At 69.4% G+C, this 15397-nt stretch carries 15 protein-coding genes and 1 riboswitch; of the genes, 12 read left to right on the forward strand and 3 right to left on the reverse strand.

Features of this window, described 5'->3' with window-relative positions:
- Positions 1-44 precede the first annotated feature (44 nt).
- From NQV17_RS21790 to NQV17_RS21815, 6 genes are all read left to right on the forward strand, one after another.
- Positions 45-1109, forward strand: coding sequence for a LacI family DNA-binding transcriptional regulator (locus NQV17_RS21790; RefSeq protein WP_257773833.1), 1065 nt, complete (start codon positions 45-47; stop codon positions 1107-1109).
- Positions 1110-1249: 140 nt separating this feature from the next.
- Positions 1250-2284, forward strand: coding sequence for a xylose isomerase (locus NQV17_RS21795; RefSeq protein WP_257773834.1), 1035 nt, complete (start codon positions 1250-1252; stop codon positions 2282-2284).
- Between the two features lie 36 nt (positions 2285-2320).
- Positions 2321-3151, forward strand: a complete 831-nt coding sequence (locus NQV17_RS21800) for a TIM barrel protein (RefSeq protein ID WP_257773835.1) — start codon at positions 2321-2323, stop codon at positions 3149-3151.
- 179 nt (positions 3152-3330) lie between these two features.
- Positions 3331-4452 (forward strand): porin, encoded by a 1122-nt coding sequence (locus NQV17_RS21805; RefSeq protein ID WP_257773836.1) that lies wholly within the window; start codon positions 3331-3333, stop codon positions 4450-4452.
- Positions 4453-4529: 77 nt separating this feature from the next.
- Positions 4530-5516: an inositol 2-dehydrogenase gene (gene iolG, locus NQV17_RS21810; protein ID WP_257773837.1), complete on the forward strand. Its 987-nt coding sequence runs from the start codon at positions 4530-4532 to the stop codon at positions 5514-5516.
- Between the two features lie 186 nt (positions 5517-5702).
- On the forward strand, positions 5703-6389 hold the full coding sequence (locus NQV17_RS21815) for an HAD family phosphatase (RefSeq protein WP_124488633.1): 687 nt from the start codon (positions 5703-5705) through the stop codon (positions 6387-6389).
- Positions 6390-6479: 90 nt separating this feature from the next.
- Here NQV17_RS21815 and ribB read toward each other — a convergent pair whose 3' ends face one another.
- The 3 genes from ribB to NQV17_RS21830 form a co-directional block, all read right to left on the reverse strand.
- Positions 6480-7190: a 3,4-dihydroxy-2-butanone-4-phosphate synthase gene (ribB, locus tag NQV17_RS21820; RefSeq protein ID WP_257773838.1), complete on the reverse strand. Its 711-nt coding sequence runs from the start codon at positions 7188-7190 to the stop codon at positions 6480-6482.
- Between the two features lie 118 nt (positions 7191-7308).
- A riboswitch (FMN riboswitch) is annotated at positions 7309-7457 on the reverse strand.
- Between the two features lie 190 nt (positions 7458-7647).
- Positions 7648-8331, reverse strand: a complete 684-nt coding sequence (locus tag NQV17_RS21825) for a helix-turn-helix domain-containing protein (protein ID WP_044846799.1) — start codon at positions 8329-8331, stop codon at positions 7648-7650.
- Between the two features lie 217 nt (positions 8332-8548).
- Positions 8549-9724: an MFS transporter gene (locus NQV17_RS21830; protein ID WP_257773840.1), complete on the reverse strand. Its 1176-nt coding sequence runs from the start codon at positions 9722-9724 to the stop codon at positions 8549-8551.
- 146 nt (positions 9725-9870) lie between these two features.
- On the opposite strand from NQV17_RS21830, the gene NQV17_RS21835 reads away from it, so the two are divergent.
- The 6 genes from NQV17_RS21835 (at position 9871) to NQV17_RS21860 (ending at position 15350) form a co-directional block, all read left to right on the forward strand.
- Positions 9871-10803: a LysR family transcriptional regulator gene (locus NQV17_RS21835; protein WP_044846801.1), complete on the forward strand. Its 933-nt coding sequence runs from the start codon at positions 9871-9873 to the stop codon at positions 10801-10803.
- Between the two features lie 274 nt (positions 10804-11077).
- The gene (miaB, locus tag NQV17_RS21840) at positions 11078-12451 is read left to right on the forward strand and encodes a tRNA (N6-isopentenyl adenosine(37)-C2)-methylthiotransferase MiaB (protein ID WP_124521061.1); all 1374 of its coding nucleotides are present in this window, start codon (positions 11078-11080) and stop codon (positions 12449-12451) included.
- 33 nt (positions 12452-12484) lie between these two features.
- Positions 12485-13531, forward strand: a complete 1047-nt coding sequence (locus NQV17_RS21845) for a PhoH family protein (RefSeq protein WP_044846803.1) — start codon at positions 12485-12487, stop codon at positions 13529-13531.
- A gap of 169 nt (positions 13532-13700) precedes the next feature.
- Positions 13701-14486 carry an rRNA maturation RNase YbeY gene (gene ybeY / locus NQV17_RS21850; RefSeq protein ID WP_257773841.1) on the forward strand — a complete coding sequence of 262 codons (786 nt, stop codon included), beginning with the start codon at positions 13701-13703 and terminating at the stop codon, positions 14484-14486.
- A gap of 14 nt (positions 14487-14500) precedes the next feature.
- On the forward strand, positions 14501-15133 hold the full coding sequence (locus NQV17_RS21855) for a gamma-glutamylcyclotransferase (RefSeq protein ID WP_257773842.1): 633 nt from the start codon (positions 14501-14503) through the stop codon (positions 15131-15133).
- A 94-nt stretch (positions 15134-15227) separates the two neighbouring features.
- Positions 15228-15350 (forward strand): hypothetical protein, encoded by a 123-nt coding sequence (locus NQV17_RS21860; RefSeq protein WP_257773906.1) that lies wholly within the window; start codon positions 15228-15230, stop codon positions 15348-15350.
- Positions 15351-15397 lie beyond the last annotated feature (47 nt).

The following is a 15397-nucleotide window of genomic DNA, read 5'->3' on the forward strand; positions in this document are numbered from 1 at the left end:
GCGCCACACCCCGCTGGCGACGACAGACGAACACGGAGACGACCATGGCCGACCCGACCGGTCCGCGCTGGCGCAAGCGCACCGCGCGCTTCGACGAGATCGCGGCGCTCGCCGGGGTCAGCACGACCACCGTCGACCGCGTGCTGAACGAGCGCGGCAGCGTGTCCGCGCAGGCACGCGAGCGCGTGGTCGCGGCCGCGCGCCAGCTCGGCGTGCCGCGCCAGTTGCCCGACACGCGGCACGGGCTGCTTCACGTCGACGTGCTGCTGCCCGACACCGATGCCCCGTTCTTCCGGCGGCTGCAGCAGGCGGTGCAACGCTCGCTGCAGATGCTCGACCGGCGCGTGGTCGTGCACCGGACCATCCTGCCCGCCGCGGACGACGAGCGCGCGGCCGCGCTGATCGAACGGCCCGCGTACCGGCGCGCGGCGCTGATCGTCACCGCGCGCGACACGCCGCGCGTGCGCGACGCCCTGGCCGGCGCGATCGCGCGCGGCGAGACCGTCGTCACGATGGTCACCGACATCGGCGGCGTCGGCCGCGTGCACTACGCGGGCATCGACAACTACCGCGCCGGACGCACGGCCGGCTACTACATCGGCCGCCTCGCCGCGCGCCCCGGCCGCGTGCTGCTGCTCGCCGGACGGATGGGCTACCGCGCGCACGCCGACCGGATGGCCGGCTGCATCGACCAGTTGCGGGAAGCCTTTCCCGACCTCCGCTGCGACGACGCGCCGATCGAAACGCTCGACCAGGACGACCGCTGCTACCGCGCGGTGACGAACGCGCTGCACGCGCACGACGACATCGTCGGGATCTACAACAGCGGCGCGGGCTCGGCCGGCATCGAGGCCGCGCTGCGCAAGGCGGGTGCGGCCGGGCGCGTCGTCTGGATCGGCCACGAGATGATCGACCTGCACCGCACCTACATCGAGGCCGGTTCGATGGACATCGCGATCGACCAGGATCCTGACGGCCAGGCGATTTCCGCGCTGCAGCACGTGCTGCACGCGTGCGGGATCGTCGAACAGCCGCCGCCGGGCGACCCGGTCGAATTCCGCGTGTTCTGCTCGGCCAACGTGCGCACCAGCGCGTACCTGCCGGCCTGACGCCCGCCGCGCATCGCGCGGACGCGCGCCGCAAAAAAATCGACCGCCGCATGGGCGATTTTTCGTCAACGTTTGTCATGCAGCCCGCTCGGCACGTCCGTACATTTGGCAGCCATCCAGAACCGGAACGGACGGAGACAATGGCTGAAGCGATACTCATCGGCGTGAACCTCGACGGCGTGCTCGAACACGACGGCCTGCCGCTGCCCACGCCTGCCGAGCGGTTCCAGATGATCGCGAACGCCGGCGTGTTCGACTACGTCGAGAAGAACCCGGTGCACGGCGAGGACCTGTCGCCGTACTTCGCGCTCGTCGACCGGCATGCGCTGCCGATCCGCGTGATCGGCGGCATCTGGTGCGCCGGCCGCGACGAAGCGCACGTCGCCGAGATCGTCGATGCCGGCGCGCGGTTCGGCAGCACGGTACTCAATTGCCAGTTGTACGCGCACCATGCGGACGGCCATCCGCTGTCGGACCGCGAAGTCGCCGACTTCTACCTGCGCGCATACGAACGCGGCGAGCCGGTTGGCTGCCTGCCGAGCCTCGAAGTGCACGTCGACATGTGGAGCGAGGATTTCCCGCGGATCGCACGCGTCGCGCAATGCGTCGAGCAAACAGGCGTGCCGTTCCGGATCACGCTCGACCATTCGCACCTGCTGTTCAAGCTCGGCAATCGCCCCGAACTCGATGCATCGGGCCTGCGCGAGCCGGTCGAGCGCGTGCGACAGCTGCTCGCCCCGGACTCGCCGTCGGCCGTCTACGCCGACTGGATCGCACGCGGCTGGGTCCGCCACGCGCATGCGCGCAGCGTGATTCCGAACAATCCGGAGAACCGCTGGATGCGCCGCGCGGATGGACGGCCCGGCCGCGGGATCCAGTACCCGTTCGTCGAACCGGCGCCGGGCGCGTATCACGGCGAATGGCGCGCCGCACCGCTCGACACGTGGAAGACGGCGCTGCGGCGCCTGCTGGAGTGGCAGGTGCATACGCGGCCGACACCGCTCGAGCAGATCAGCTGCGAGTTCATCCCGTTTCCGGACTACGGCGGCGGCGCCCGCTATTCGATCTTCGACAACAACGTCGCGTGCGCGCAATGGCTGCGCGCCACGTGGCACGCGCTCGCCGCGGAACCGGCGGATGTGCCGGCCGGCACCGGCGCACGCAGCTTCACCTGATTCGCCCCGCCCCATTCGACACCTGAGGACCGAACGATGACGCAACCCGCCTTTCACTTTTCGCTGAACCGGATGAGCGCGCCGCGCCTGCCGCTCGACCGCTATGTCGCGCTGTGCCGGCGGCTCGGCATCGACTCGATCGAGATCCGCAACGATCTCGACGGCGTCGAGATCACCGACGGCACGCCGGCTTCGGCCGTGCGCGCGACGGCCGAAGCCGGCGGCGTGACGATCCTGACGATCAACGCGCTGCAGCGCTTCGACCAATGGAACGCCGAGCGCGCGGACGAAGCGACCGTGCTCGCCGACTACGCCGCGCAATGCGGCGCACGCGCGCTGGTGCTGTGCCCGACCAACAATCGCGGCGACACGCGCGAGCCCGCCGCGCGGCACGCCGATCTCGTGAAGGCGCTCAAGGCGCTCGAGCCGATCCTCGACGCGCGCGGCCTGCTCGGCTTCATCGAGCCGCTCGGCTTCGAGGAATGCGCGCTGCGCCGCAAGTCGGACGCGGTGAAGGGCATCTACGCCGCGGCCGGCGAGCGGGTATTCCGGCTCGTGCACGACACGTTCCACCATCATCTGTCGGGCGAGGACATCTTCTTCCCGAACCTGACAGGCCTCGTGCACATCTCGGGCGTCGAAGAAGGCGACCTGCCGGTCGACCGGATGCGCGACGGCCATCGCGTGCTGGTCGGCGGCGCCGACCGGCTCGGCAATGTCCGGCAGCTGCGCGAGCTGCTCGCGCGCGGCTACCGCGGCGCATTCTCGTTCGAGCCGTTCGCGAACGAAATCGCGGAAGCGGGTGACATCGAAGAGCGGCTGCGCGCCAGCATCGACTACATCCGCGGCGAGCTGGCGGCTCGCTGAGCGTCGCAGCGGCGCACGCCGCCGCGGCAATCGCCGCGCTGCGCGTCGCGTCGCGCATCCTGCCGCGCACGAAACGGCATGCGATGCGGTACACGACGTGACGTACGCGCGAGACACGCGCGACACGACGCAGGCAAGCAGGCAATCCACAACAAAACGACGACAGGTCTGGAGACGACATGAAACGAGTTTCGCCAACGGCACTCATCTGCTCAGGATTCCTCTGTTATTCGAGCGCTTTCGCGCAAACATCGGTCACGCTATACGGCGTCGCCGACGCCGGCCTCGACTACGTGAGCCAGGTGCAGGCCGGCAACGGCACCACCGCGTCGCGGCTGCGCACGCAAAGCAGCGACTGGGGCGCGAGCCGGTTCGGGCTGCTCGGCCAGGAAGACATCGGCGGCGGCTATCGCGTGATCTTCAATCTCGAATCGGGCATCAACCTGATGTCGGGCACCGCGGGCGACGGCAACGGCAGCCTGTTCAGCCGCAAGGCGCTCGTCGGCGTGCGCCACGACCGGCTCGGCACGCTGACGTTCGGCCGCAACCTGTTCATCGCGAACGACCAGTGGGACATGGATCCGCTGCTGCAGCAAGCCTATTCCGCGACCGCGCTGGTGCGCAGCCGCAACGTGCCGATCACCAGCAACAACGTCGAATACCGGTCACCGTCGTGGAACGGCTTCAGCGTGCACGCGCAGTACGCGCTCGGCAACCAGGCAGGCGGCTTCAATCTCGGCGCGGCGCACGAGTACGGCCGCAGCGACGGCATTCAGCTCACGTACCGCAACGACTTCGTGATGCTGCGCGCGATGTACGACGAGCTGCGCGACGCGAACGGCCGGATGAGCAACGTGTTCACGAGCTCGCGCGAGGTCTTCGCCGGTGCGAACCTCTATTGGCGCGCGCTGACGTTGCAGGCCGCGTACACGCACCTGAACGCGCCCGACACGCCTGCCGGCCTCGCGCGCAATGCCGATCACTACTGGATCGGCGCGCAGTATCGCGTGACGCCCGCGCTGTCGCTGGGCGGCGCCGCGTACTACGTGCACGTCGGATCGGGGGCCGGCGACGCGACGCACGATCCGTCCGGCCACGCGTCGATGTTCGCGCTCGGCGGCGCCTACAGCCTGTCGAAGCGCACGCTGCTCTACGCGACCGTCGCGCACGCGCGCAACGCGAGCGGCTCGAATTTCTCGGTCGCGAACAACAACCCCGGCACGGACAACGACAACCTCGCGAATCCGCTGCCGGGCCGTTCGCAGACCGGCGTGAACATCGGCATCAATCACTCGTTCTGACGAGCGCGACGGTGCGCGGCCGACGTGAGCCACGCAGCGTCCCACACAACGGAATCACCAGGAGAAAGGAGCACACCATGATCGAATTCGCGTTGTTCGGTGCGGGAAGAATCGGGAAGATCCACGCGGCGAATCTGGCGCGCCACCCGGGCGCGAAACTCAAGTACGTGATCGACCACCATGCGCCATCGGCCGAAGCACTCGCGCAGGCGCACGGCGCGCAGGTCGCCGACCTCGAACGCGCGCTCGGCGACCCGTCCGTGCAGGCCGTCGTGATCGCATCGAGCACCGATACGCACGCGGACCTGATCGTCGCGGCGGCGAACGCGGGCAAGGCCGTGTTCTGCGAGAAGCCGGTCGACCTGAGCGTCGCACGCTCGCGCGAATGCGCGGAGCTCGTGCGCCGCCGCGGCGTCACCTGCATGATCGGCTTCCAGCGCCGCTTCGATCCGACCTTCGCCGCGCTGAAGGCGCGCGTCGAGCGCGGCGAGATCGGCACCCCGGAAATGCTGGTCGTCACGAGCCGCGACCCCGGCGCGCCGCCCGTCGAGTACCTCCGCAGCTCGGGCGGCATCTTCAAGGACATGCTGATCCACGACTTCGACGTGTTCCGCTGGATCCTCGGCGACGAAGCGCAGACGCTGCACGCGACCGGCAGTTGCCTGACCGACCCGGCCGTGCGCGAGGCCGGCGACATCGATTCGACCGCCGTGACGATCCGCACGCGGCGCGGCCTGCTGTGCCAGATCAACACGTCGCGCCGCGCGGCTTACGGCTACGACCAGCGCTTCGAGCTGCTCGGCAGCAACGGGATGCTGCAGGCCGGCAACGTACGGCCGACCGAAGTGACCGCATGGTCGGCGAACGGCATCGCCACCGACGTGCCGGAGCCGTTCTTCCTCGAGCGCTATCGGCACGCGTACGCGGCCGAGATCGCGCACTTCGTCGACGCGCTGCGCGACGGCACGCCGGTCAGGACGACGATCGACGACGGGCTCGCCGCGCTCGAGCTGGCGGAAGCCGCGATGACGTCGTGGCAGACGGGGCGCGTGGTCGAGGTGTGACGCACGCGACGGCGGCGGGCGGCAGCACGCCGCCGCCGCGCGGCGGGTGCCGGGCCGGATCCGCTACGCCGGATCGGCCCGGCCGCAGCGGCGGCGACAGCGCGCCGAACGGCGCACGGCGCAGCCGTGAAAGCACGTATCATGGCGGCATGATCGGCGTCGCCGACACCCCGCTTCTTCACCACCATGCTCGATCACCTTATCTGCGACTGCGACGGCGTGCTCGTCGACAGCGAAGTCATTGCCGACCGCGTGCTGCTCGAAACGCTGTCCGCCACCTTCCCGCACCTCGATTTCGAAGCCGCCGCGAAGTCCGCGTTCGGCCAGCAGACGTCGCGCTTTCTCGCGGGGCTCGAAGCGCATTTCGGCATCCGGATGCCGGACAACTTCATCGAGACCGTCGAGCGCAACATCGAAACCGGTCTCGCGCAATCGCTCGCGCCGATCACCGGCGTGCGCGACGCGTTGTTGAAGGTCGGCCTGCCGGCCGCGGTGGTGTCGAACAGCCGGCTCGTGCGCGTGCGCAGCTCGCTGAAGCGCGCGTCGCTCACCGAAATCTTCGGCGAGCGCGTGTTCAGCTCCGAGCAGGTCGCGCGGCCGAAGCCCTACCCCGACGTGTACCTGCATGCGGCGCGCACGCTCGGCGTCGCGCCGGCGCGCTGCATCGTCGTCGAGGACAGCGTGTCGGGCCTGAACGCCGCGCGCGCGGCGGGCATGAAGACGATCGCGTTCGTCGGCGCGAGCCACATCCCCGACAACTACGCGGACGCGCTGCGCGCGATGGGCATCACGCGGATCATGCGCAGGATGGATGAACTGCCGGCGCTCGTCGCGGCCGGCCTGCGCGGCGAATTCGGCGACGTGCAGTCCTGACGGACGGCCGCGCCGAAGCGACATCACCGGCGTGCGGCTCGCTGCGCACGCCGTACCGCGGGCGCCACGGTGCGCCCGCCACGCCGGCCGTCAGGCCGGCTCGCAGCAACGCTCGCGCGCGGCCGCCAGCGCTTCGCGGAATTCGACGAGCTCCGCGATCGTCAGCATCGGCAGCCCGTGCTGCTGCGCGAAACGCTCGACGTCGTCGCCGCGCGTCATCGTGCCGTCGGGATTCATCAGCTCGCACAGCACGCCCGCCGGCTTCAGCCCCGCGAGGATCGACAGGTCGACCGTGCCTTCGGTGTGGCCGCGGCGCGCCAGCACGCCACCCGGTTGCGCGCGCAACGGAAACACGTGGCCGGGGCGCACGATGTCGTACGGCTTCGCATCGTCGGCGATCGCCGCGCGGATCGTCGTCACGCGGTCGCCCGCGGACACGCCGGTATGCACGCCTTCGCGCGCCTCGATCGACACGGTGAACGCGGTGCCGTTGCGGCTCTCGTTGGTCTGCACCATCGGCGGCAGTTCGAGCGCGCGGACCTTGTCGTCGGTCAGGCACAGGCACACGATGCCGCTGCACTCGCGGATCAGGAGCGCCATCGTCTCGGGCGTGATGCGTTCGGCGGCGACGATCAGGTCGGCCTCGTTTTCACGGTCGTGATCGTCCTGCAACACGACCGCGCGGCCCGCGCGCAACGCGTCGAGCGCGGCGGCGATGCGCGGCGGCACCGGTTCGGAATCCAGCAACGGGAGATCGGCAAAGGCGTCGGCGGGTGCCGACGAAACGGACTTGAAGGACATGTGAAACGCTCCTCGCGATTACGATTTGGGCGAAAAACGTTTCAGGGCATTGCAAACAGACAGAACGACAACCCGCTTCGCACGGACGGCAAAGCGGCCCTGACGGACATGACTATCTGCACATCTTCTCTCATCCGGACTATGACCGTCGGCTCTGGCATTCGACCAGATCTGCTGACCCCGCGCGGATGCGCGGGCGCTCGCGGGCTCGCCGGCTTTCGCCAGCCTACCGCCGGTGGGGAATTTCGCCCCGCCCTGAAGACGCACTGATTACCGGCCCGGGGGTCTCCCCGTGGAACGGCCGGCCAAGCATACATCAGCTGCGCGCACCGCGCAGCGAACCACAGCCAAAACCTTACTGACGACCTCGTCTAACGGCATCGTCCGAATGGCCGACACCGGGCGTGCGCGCCCGTCCCGATGGAACCGGCGCCGGCCCGGCGACCCGCCCGCGCGCTCAGCCGGCCGCGTGCGCGGCGTCGGGCACGAGCCAGCGCGGCGGCACCTCGGGGCTCACCGTCACGCGGAACGCGCGCGCCTCGCTGTCGCCGGGATTGCGCAGGCTGTACGGCTGGTCGGCGTCGAACACGATCGCGTCGCCGGTCGCAAGCAACTGGCGGCGATCGTGCACGCTGACTTCGAGCGTGCCCTCGCTGACGACCAGGTTGACCGTCGTGCCGGGCGCGCGGCGCGTGCCGGGCTCCGTGTGCAGCGGCGCGATCCGCAGCTCGTGGAACTCGGCCGCGGCCGGTTCGCCTTCCGGATACAGCGCGCGCGCCGAGAAGCGTCCGTTCGAGCTGACGACGCGCGCCGCGCGCTCGGCCGCCAGATGTTCGAAGCCGTTCACCGCGTGGCGGCGCAGGAATGCGGCGACCGAAACCTTGAGCGCCGCGGCGATCTTGCAGAGCACCTTGATCGACGGCACGCTGCGCGCGGATTCGATCTGCGCGAGCATCGCGCGCGACACGCCGGACAGCCGCGCGAGCGCATCGAGCGACAGCTGCCGCTCGGCGCGCAGGCGCGCGAGGTTCACGCCGACGACCTGCTCGAGGACGTCGAGCGACGCGGACGTCCGCGCGTCGACGGCATTGCCGGATTCGAAGGAAGACACGTCGCGCACCAGCGCAAGGGGTGAAGACATAGCATGGCCTCCGGGCCGCCGCGCGGCCCTGCGAATGGGGTAAGCCTGAATCGGAATCGGGTTGCGCCACGAACGGCGCGTATCGAGACGCTATCACCCGGCCCCAACCGGGCAAACGAAGTTATCTTCACACCGTTATCAGCATCGCGGAGGAATGCGTTTCTCGCGAACCTTTTCCTGTCGCCATAGCGCCGGCACACCGCCGCCCGATGCACCGTCAATGCGCGGCCGGTGCAGCACCGCGCGCCGGCGCGCGCGCATCGAGCCGCATCGCGAGCCACGTGACGACAAGCGCCGCGAACGTCACCGCGACGGCGACCCACGGCAGCGCGTCGAGCGCGAAGCCGTGCCCCAGCGCGAGGCCGCCGAGCCACGCGCCGGCCGCATTGCCGACGTTGAACGCGCCGATGTTCAGCGTCGACGCGAGATGCGGCGCGCTCGCGGCCTTCTCGACGACGCGCGCCTGCAGCGGCGGCACCGTCGCGAACGCGGCGATCCCCCACACGAACACGGTCACCGCGGCCGCGACCGGCAGGTGGCTCGTCTTCGCGAACACGGCCATCACGGCCATCAGCGCGACCAGGATCGCGATCAGCGACGGCATCAGCGCGCGATCGGCGAGCTTGCCGCCGAGCGTGTTGCCGACCGTCAGCCCCGCGCCGAACAGCACGAGGATCAACGCGACCGCGCGCGGCGAATAACCGGTGACGGTTTCGAGGATCGGCGCGATATACGTGAACACGACGAACACGCCGCCGAAGCCGAGCACGGTCATCAGCAGCGCGAGCCAGACCTGCGGCTCCTTCAGCACGCGCACTTCGTGGCCGAGGCCGACGGGCCCGCTGTCGTGGCGGTTCGGCACCAGCAGCGCGACGCCGCCGAGCGACAGCACGCCGAGCGCGGCGACGATCCAGAACGACGCGCGCCAGCCGAGCAGCTGGCCGACGAACGTGCCGAACGGCACGCCGAGCACGTTCGACAGCGTGAGGCCCGTGAACATCAGCGCGATCGCGCTCGCGCGCTTGTCGGCCGGCACGAGCGACGCGGCGACCACCGCGCCGATCCCGAAGAACGAGCCATGTGCGAACGACGTGACGACACGCGCGACCATCAGCATCGCGTAGCCGGACGCGGTCGCGCACAGCACGTTGCCGACGATGAAGATCGCCATCAGCAGCTGCAGCGCGGCCTTGCGCGGCATGCGGCTCGTCAGCACCGCGAGCAGCGGCGCGCCGATTGCGACGCCGAGCGCGTAGCCGGTGACCAGCAGGCCGGCCGACGGCAATGACACGGCGAGGTCGTGCGCGACTTCGGGCAACAGGCCCATGATGATGAATTCGGTGGTGCCGATGGCGAAGGCGCTGATCGCGAGCGCCAGGAGCGGAATGGGCATGACGTTCTCCGAAAGGCGGCGGACGCGGCGCCCGGTCGGTGCCGCACCGCACAAAAGGCGGGATGTGCGCGCATTGTCCCGAATACGCCTATCTTTGATAATTGGCGTGGCATTTGAACCATTTTCAAAAATTTCTGGAAAATCCGATGGATCGACTGGGCGACATCCGGCTGTTCGTCGAGGCGGCGGAACTCGGCAGCCTGTCCGCGGCCGGACGCAAGCTGAACCTCACGCCGGCCGCCGCGAGCGCACGTCTCGCAAAGCTCGAGGCGAAGGTCGCGACGCGCCTGTTCGAGCGCTCCACGCGGCAACTGCGGCTCACCGACGAAGGCCGGCTCTACCTGAACTGCTGCCGGCAGGCGCTGCAGGCGCTCGACGACGCGCACGCGCTGCTGCAGGAAGGCCGCAACGTGGTGGCCGGCAAGGTGCGGCTGTCGTCGACGTCCGATTTCGGCCGCAACCAGCTGCTCGACTGGCTCGACGAATTCACCACGCTGCATCCGGGCGTCACGTTCTCGCTGACGGCGTCCGATTCGGCGTCGAACCTGTGGCAGGACGAGATCGACCTCGCGATCCGCTTCGCCGCCCCGCCCGACGGCGCGCTGATCGCGCGCCGGCTCGCCGCGAACCGGCGCGTGCTGTGCGCCGCGCCGTCGTTCGTCGAGCGCCACGGCGTGCCGGCCGACCCGCACGATCTGGCCCGCTTTCCCTGCAACGTGATCACGATCGCGTCGGGCCCGATGAACACGTGGCGCTTCACGCGCGGCGACGAGGTGCAGACCCACACGGTGCCGGTGTCGACCGCGTTCGAGACCAACGATGGCGGCTTGACCCGCGAATGGACGCTGCGCGGCCACGGCATCGCGCTGAAGTCGCTGTGGGACATTGCCGACGACGTGCGCGCCGGCCGGCTGCGTGTGCTGCTGCCCGACTGGCGCCATCAGGACGCGCCGCTGCACGCGATCTATCACAGCAAGCGCTACATGGCGCCGCGCGTGCGCGTGCTGCTCGACTTCCTCGCCGAACGCTTCGCGCGCGAGGAAGCGGCGCTCGACGACCTGCTGAATGCGTGCCGCTGACGGCTGCCGCGCCGTCATATCAGGGTCGGAATGCAACGAAAGGCGTCGCGCGGCCGCAACCCGCCGCCCGCCCGGTACAGCGCGTAAAGCTATAATGGAAAGCTTTCCCGACGGCTTTTCATGCGTTCACGCGTTGCGCGAGAGGCTCGCTCGACGCGCGCTGCGCGCCCCGGTCCGCCACGCGGCACCGGCACGCGCCGCTGCATCGGCAGCAGCCGTCCCGATTCACCCTTGACGACGCCCCCAGGTCAACCACTGCGAACGGCGAATCCCCATGACCAAGAAAGTTTACGTAAAGACCTTCGGCTGCCAGATGAACGAGTACGACTCGGACAAGATGGTGGACGTGCTCAATGCGGCCGAAGGCCTCGAAAAGACCGATACCCCGGAAGACGCGGACATCATCCTGTTCAACACGTGCTCGGTGCGTGAGAAGGCGCAGGAAAAGGTGTTCTCCGATCTCGGCCGCGTGCGCGAGCTGAAGGAAGCGAAGCCGGGCCTGCTGATCGGCGTCGGCGGCTGCGTCGCCAGCCAGGAAGGCGCGTCGATCGTGTCGCGCGCGCCGTACGTCGACCTCGTGTTCGGCCCGCAAACCCTGCACCGCCTGCCGCAGATGATCGACGCGCGCCGTGCGAGCGGCCGCGCGCAGGTCGACATCACGTTCCCCGAGATCGAGAAGTTCGACCACCTGCCGCCCGCGCGCGTCGAGGGGCCGAGCGCGTTCGTGTCGATCATGGAAGGCTGCTCGAAGTACTGCAGCTACTGCGTCGTGCCGTACACGCGCGGCGATGAAGTGTCGCGCCCGCTCGACGACGTGCTGACCGAAGTGGCCGGCCTCGCCGACCAGGGCGTGCGCGAAGTCACGCTGCTCGGCCAGAACGTGAACGCCTACCGCGGCGCGCTGGCGGCCGGCTCGTCCGAGATCGCCGATTTCGCGACGCTGATCGAATACGTCGCCGACATCCCCGGCATCGAGCGGATCCGCTACACGACGTCGCATCCGAAGGAATTCACGCAGCGCCTGATCGATACTTACGCGAAGGTGCCGAAGCTCGTGAGCCACCTGCACCTGCCGGTCCAGCACGGCTCCGACCGCATCCTGATGGCGATGAAGCGCGGCTACACGGTGCTCGAATACAAGTCGGTGATCCGCAAGCTGCGCGCGATCCGCCCGGACCTGTCGCTGTCGACCGACATGATCGTCGGCTTCCCCGGCGAGACCGAAGAGGATTTCGACAAGATGATGGCGCTCGTGCACGAGATGAGCTACGACACCAGCTTCTCGTTCATCTACAGCCCGCGCCCCGGCACGCCGGCCGCGAACCTGCACGACGATACGCCGCGCGAGGTCAAGCTCAAACGCCTGCAACATCTGCAGGCGACCATCGAGGAAAACGTCGCGCGCATCAGCCAGTCGATGGTCGGGAAGGTCGAGCGGATCCTCGTCGAGGGCCCGTCGCGCAAGGACCCGAACGAACTGTCGGGCCGCACCGAGAACAACCGGGTCGTGAATTTCCCGGCGCCGCTCGCGTCGCACCCGCGCCTGATCGGCCAGATGATCGACGTGAAGATCAACCATGCGTACCCGCACTCGCTGCGCGGCGAGCTGCTGCTCGTGAGCGACGACGCGAGCGCGGCCACCCACTGACCGACTGACGTTCCACAGGAGCCCGACGCTACTTTGAAGACCGTCCAAGCACTGGAATTCACCGCGCCGCGCGACGACAACGCGCGCCTCGCCAACCTCTGCGGCCCGCTCGACGAGAACCTGCGGCAGATCGAACAGGCGCTCGACGTCACGCTCGCGCGGCGCGGCCACCGGATCACGATCCGCGGCCGCGGCGCGAAGCTCGCGCTCGCGGCGCTCGAGAACTTCTACAACCGCGCGCGCGATCCGCTGTCGGTCGACGATATCCAGCTCGCGCTGGTCGAAGTGCGCCACACGTCCGGCAACGGCCGCCAGGACACGCTCGACGTGCGCTTTCGCGGCGATCCGGACCATCCGTTCGACGAGCCCGTCGTGCAGCTCGACGATGAAATGCCGGACGAAGAACCCGCGCCGAAGCTCTACACGCGGCGCGCCGACCTGCGCGGCCGCACGCCCGCGCAGCGCGAATACCTGAAGCAGATCCTGCAGCACGACGTGACGTTCGGCATCGGGCCGGCCGGCACCGGCAAGACCTACCTCGCGGTCGCGTGCGCGGTCGACGCGCTCGAGCGCGACCAGGTCAAGCGGATCGTGCTGACGCGCCCGGCCGTCGAGGCCGGCGAGCGGCTCGGCTTCCTGCCGGGCGATCTCGCGCAGAAGGTCGACCCGTACCTGCGGCCGCTGTACGACGCGCTGTACGACCTGCTCGGCTTCGACAAGACCGCGAAGATGTTCGAGCGCCAGATGATCGAGATCGCGCCGCTCGCGTACATGCGCGGCCGCACGCTGAACCACGCGTTCATCATCCTCGACGAGGCGCAGAACACGACGCCCGAGCAGATGAAGATGTTCCTCACGCGGATCGGTTTCGGCTCGAAGGCCGTCGTCACCGGCGACACGAGCCAGGTCGACCTGCCGCGCGGGCACAAGAGCGGCCTCGTCGAGGCGCAGCAGGTGCTCGGCGGCGTGCGCGGCATCGCGCTCACGCGCTTCACGAGCGCCGACGTCGTGCGGCATCCGCTCGTCGCGCGCATCGTCGAGGCGTACGACGACTTCCACGCGCAGCACAAGGACGCGTAGGCAGCCGGCGGCGCCCGTGCGGTGCCTGCGCGCCGCACCGGCCAATGGCTCAAGCCCGGCCCGCCCGACGGCGCGCCGGGCATTTTTTCGCCCGCACGCGGCCGGTTCGAATTCGGGAGCGATCGGCCGTTTGGTGTATCCTCAACGCGTTCCAATCGCCGCACCCGTCATGAAATCTTCCCGTTCTCGCAAGTCCGGGCGCGACCAGTCCGCCGCGCCCGATTCCCCCCGTCTTTCGCTGTTCGATGCGAAGGGCAAGGCCCGGACCGTCAACGCGCAAGGGCTTCGAATCGACTTCCCGGACGGCCGCAGCCTGATGTTCGACCTGTCGGGCAGCTCGGGCGAGGCGGCCGTCGCGATCGTCGCGCAGCACAACGATCCGGCGATGCGCGCGAAGCTCGCGCTGCAGCCCGAGCACTACGACAGCGTGACGCTGCACGTCGGTGCCGAACCCGCGCCGCGCGACGAGGAAATCGCGGAAATGGCGGACGAGCTGCGCGAGCTGGAGCTCGACCTGTCCGTGCAGTACGGTGACGAGATCACCGCCGACATCCGCAAGACGCTGCCGAAGCGCAAGCTGATCGCCGAATGGCTCGAGCCGGCGCTGTTCGCGAGCGCTCAGCTCACCGTGCGCTTCGTCGGCAACGAAGAAGGCCAAACGCTGAACGCCGGCTACCGCCACAAGGACTACCCGACCAACGTGCTGACCTTCGCGTACGATCCGGCGCCCGACGGCACCGTGATCGGCGACCTCGTGCTGTGCTGCCCGGTCGTCGAGAAGGAAGCGCACGAACAGGGCAAGCCGCTCATCGCTCACTACGCGCACCTGCTGGTGCACGGCGCGCTGCACGCGCAGGGCTACGATCACGAGACGAGCGACGAGGACGCCGCCGAAATGGAAGCGCTCGAAGTCGACATCCTCGCGAAGCTGGGCTTCCCGAACCCGTACCAGTAAAAGCCGTGCGCACCATGCAACACGCCGCGATGCTGCCGCCCGCCTACCCGCCGTCGATCGGCGAGGGACGGCTGCTGACGGAAGACGAGCTCGCGGCGTCGCTCGCGCACACGATGCGCGACTGGGACGGCCGGCAGGATCTCTGGCTGTTCGGCTATGGCTCGCTGATCTGGAACCCCGGGCTGCCGACCGTCGCCGCCGTGCGCGGCAAGGTGCACGGCTACCATCGCGGGCTCTACCTGTGGTCGCGCGTGAACCGCGGCACGCCCGAACGTCCGGGCCTCGTGCTCGCGCTCGATCGCGGCGGCTCGTGCTCGGGCATCGCGTTCCGGCTCGCGGGCCCGACCGCGCAGCCGCATCTCGAGACGTTGTGGAAACGCGAGATGCCGATGGGGTCGTACCGGCCCGCATGGCTGCCGTGCTCGCTCGAGACCGGCGAACGCGTGAACGCGCTCGCATTCGTGATGCGCCGCGACGTGCCCACCTACACCGGCAAGCTGACCGACCCGGTCGTGAAGGAAGTATTCAGCAGCGCGGCCGGCCGCTACGGCACGACGCTCGACTACGTGAGCCGCACCGTGGACGCGCTGCGCGCGAGCGGCATCCCCGACCGCGCGCTGGAAGGGCTGCTCGCGCGATGCCGGTGATGCCCGACCGGCCGGCTTGCGCGACACCGGCCGCCGCCCCCGTGCATTCGAAGGAGAATCCGCGCCGATGAACCCGTCACGCAGATCGCGCGTCATGCTGGCCGCGCTGCTCGTCGCCACGGGCGTCGCGCTGTCTGGCTGCGGCATGTTCGGTTGCGGCGGCGCCGCGACCAACGGCGCGGCCGCCGGCGGCTGTTCCGCCGGCATGCGCTTCTGAGGGTCCGAGCGCCCGCCCGGCCCGCCCTGCCCGCGACGAAATGCCGA

Origin of the sequence: Burkholderia sp. SCN-KJ (genome assembly GCF_024656005.1) — a bacterium.
In the GTDB taxonomy this organism is placed as follows: domain Bacteria; phylum Pseudomonadota; class Gammaproteobacteria; order Burkholderiales; family Burkholderiaceae; genus Burkholderia.

What these genes read in the sequence shown, in the direction of transcription:
- NQV17_RS21795 (WP_257773834.1), top strand. Translation starts at nt 1,250, where the DNA reads ATGGCTGAAGCGATACTCATCGGCGTGAACCTCGACGGCGTGCTCGAA.
- miaB (WP_124521061.1), top strand. Translation starts at nt 11,078, where the DNA reads ATGACCAAGAAAGTTTACGTAAAGACCTTCGGCTGCCAGATGAACGAG.
- NQV17_RS21825 (WP_044846799.1), bottom strand. Translation starts at nt 8,331, where the DNA reads ATGTCTTCACCCCTTGCGCTGGTGCGCGACGTGTCTTCCTTCGAATCC.
- NQV17_RS21855 (WP_257773842.1), top strand. Translation starts at nt 14,501, where the DNA reads ATGCAACACGCCGCGATGCTGCCGCCCGCCTACCCGCCGTCGATCGGC.
- NQV17_RS21790 (WP_257773833.1), top strand. Translation starts at nt 45, where the DNA reads ATGGCCGACCCGACCGGTCCGCGCTGGCGCAAGCGCACCGCGCGCTTC.
- NQV17_RS21815 (WP_124488633.1), top strand. Translation starts at nt 5,703, where the DNA reads ATGCTCGATCACCTTATCTGCGACTGCGACGGCGTGCTCGTCGACAGC.
- ribB (WP_257773838.1), bottom strand. Translation starts at nt 7,190, where the DNA reads ATGTCCTTCAAGTCCGTTTCGTCGGCACCCGCCGACGCCTTTGCCGAT.
- NQV17_RS21805 (WP_257773836.1), top strand. Translation starts at nt 3,331, where the DNA reads ATGAAACGAGTTTCGCCAACGGCACTCATCTGCTCAGGATTCCTCTGT.
- NQV17_RS21800 (WP_257773835.1), top strand. Translation starts at nt 2,321, where the DNA reads ATGACGCAACCCGCCTTTCACTTTTCGCTGAACCGGATGAGCGCGCCG.
- ybeY (WP_257773841.1), top strand. Translation starts at nt 13,701, where the DNA reads ATGAAATCTTCCCGTTCTCGCAAGTCCGGGCGCGACCAGTCCGCCGCG.
- iolG (WP_257773837.1), top strand. Translation starts at nt 4,530, where the DNA reads ATGATCGAATTCGCGTTGTTCGGTGCGGGAAGAATCGGGAAGATCCAC.
- NQV17_RS21860 (WP_257773906.1), top strand. Translation starts at nt 15,228, where the DNA reads ATGCTGGCCGCGCTGCTCGTCGCCACGGGCGTCGCGCTGTCTGGCTGC.
- NQV17_RS21835 (WP_044846801.1), top strand. Translation starts at nt 9,871, where the DNA reads ATGGATCGACTGGGCGACATCCGGCTGTTCGTCGAGGCGGCGGAACTC.
- NQV17_RS21830 (WP_257773840.1), bottom strand. Translation starts at nt 9,724, where the DNA reads ATGCCCATTCCGCTCCTGGCGCTCGCGATCAGCGCCTTCGCCATCGGC.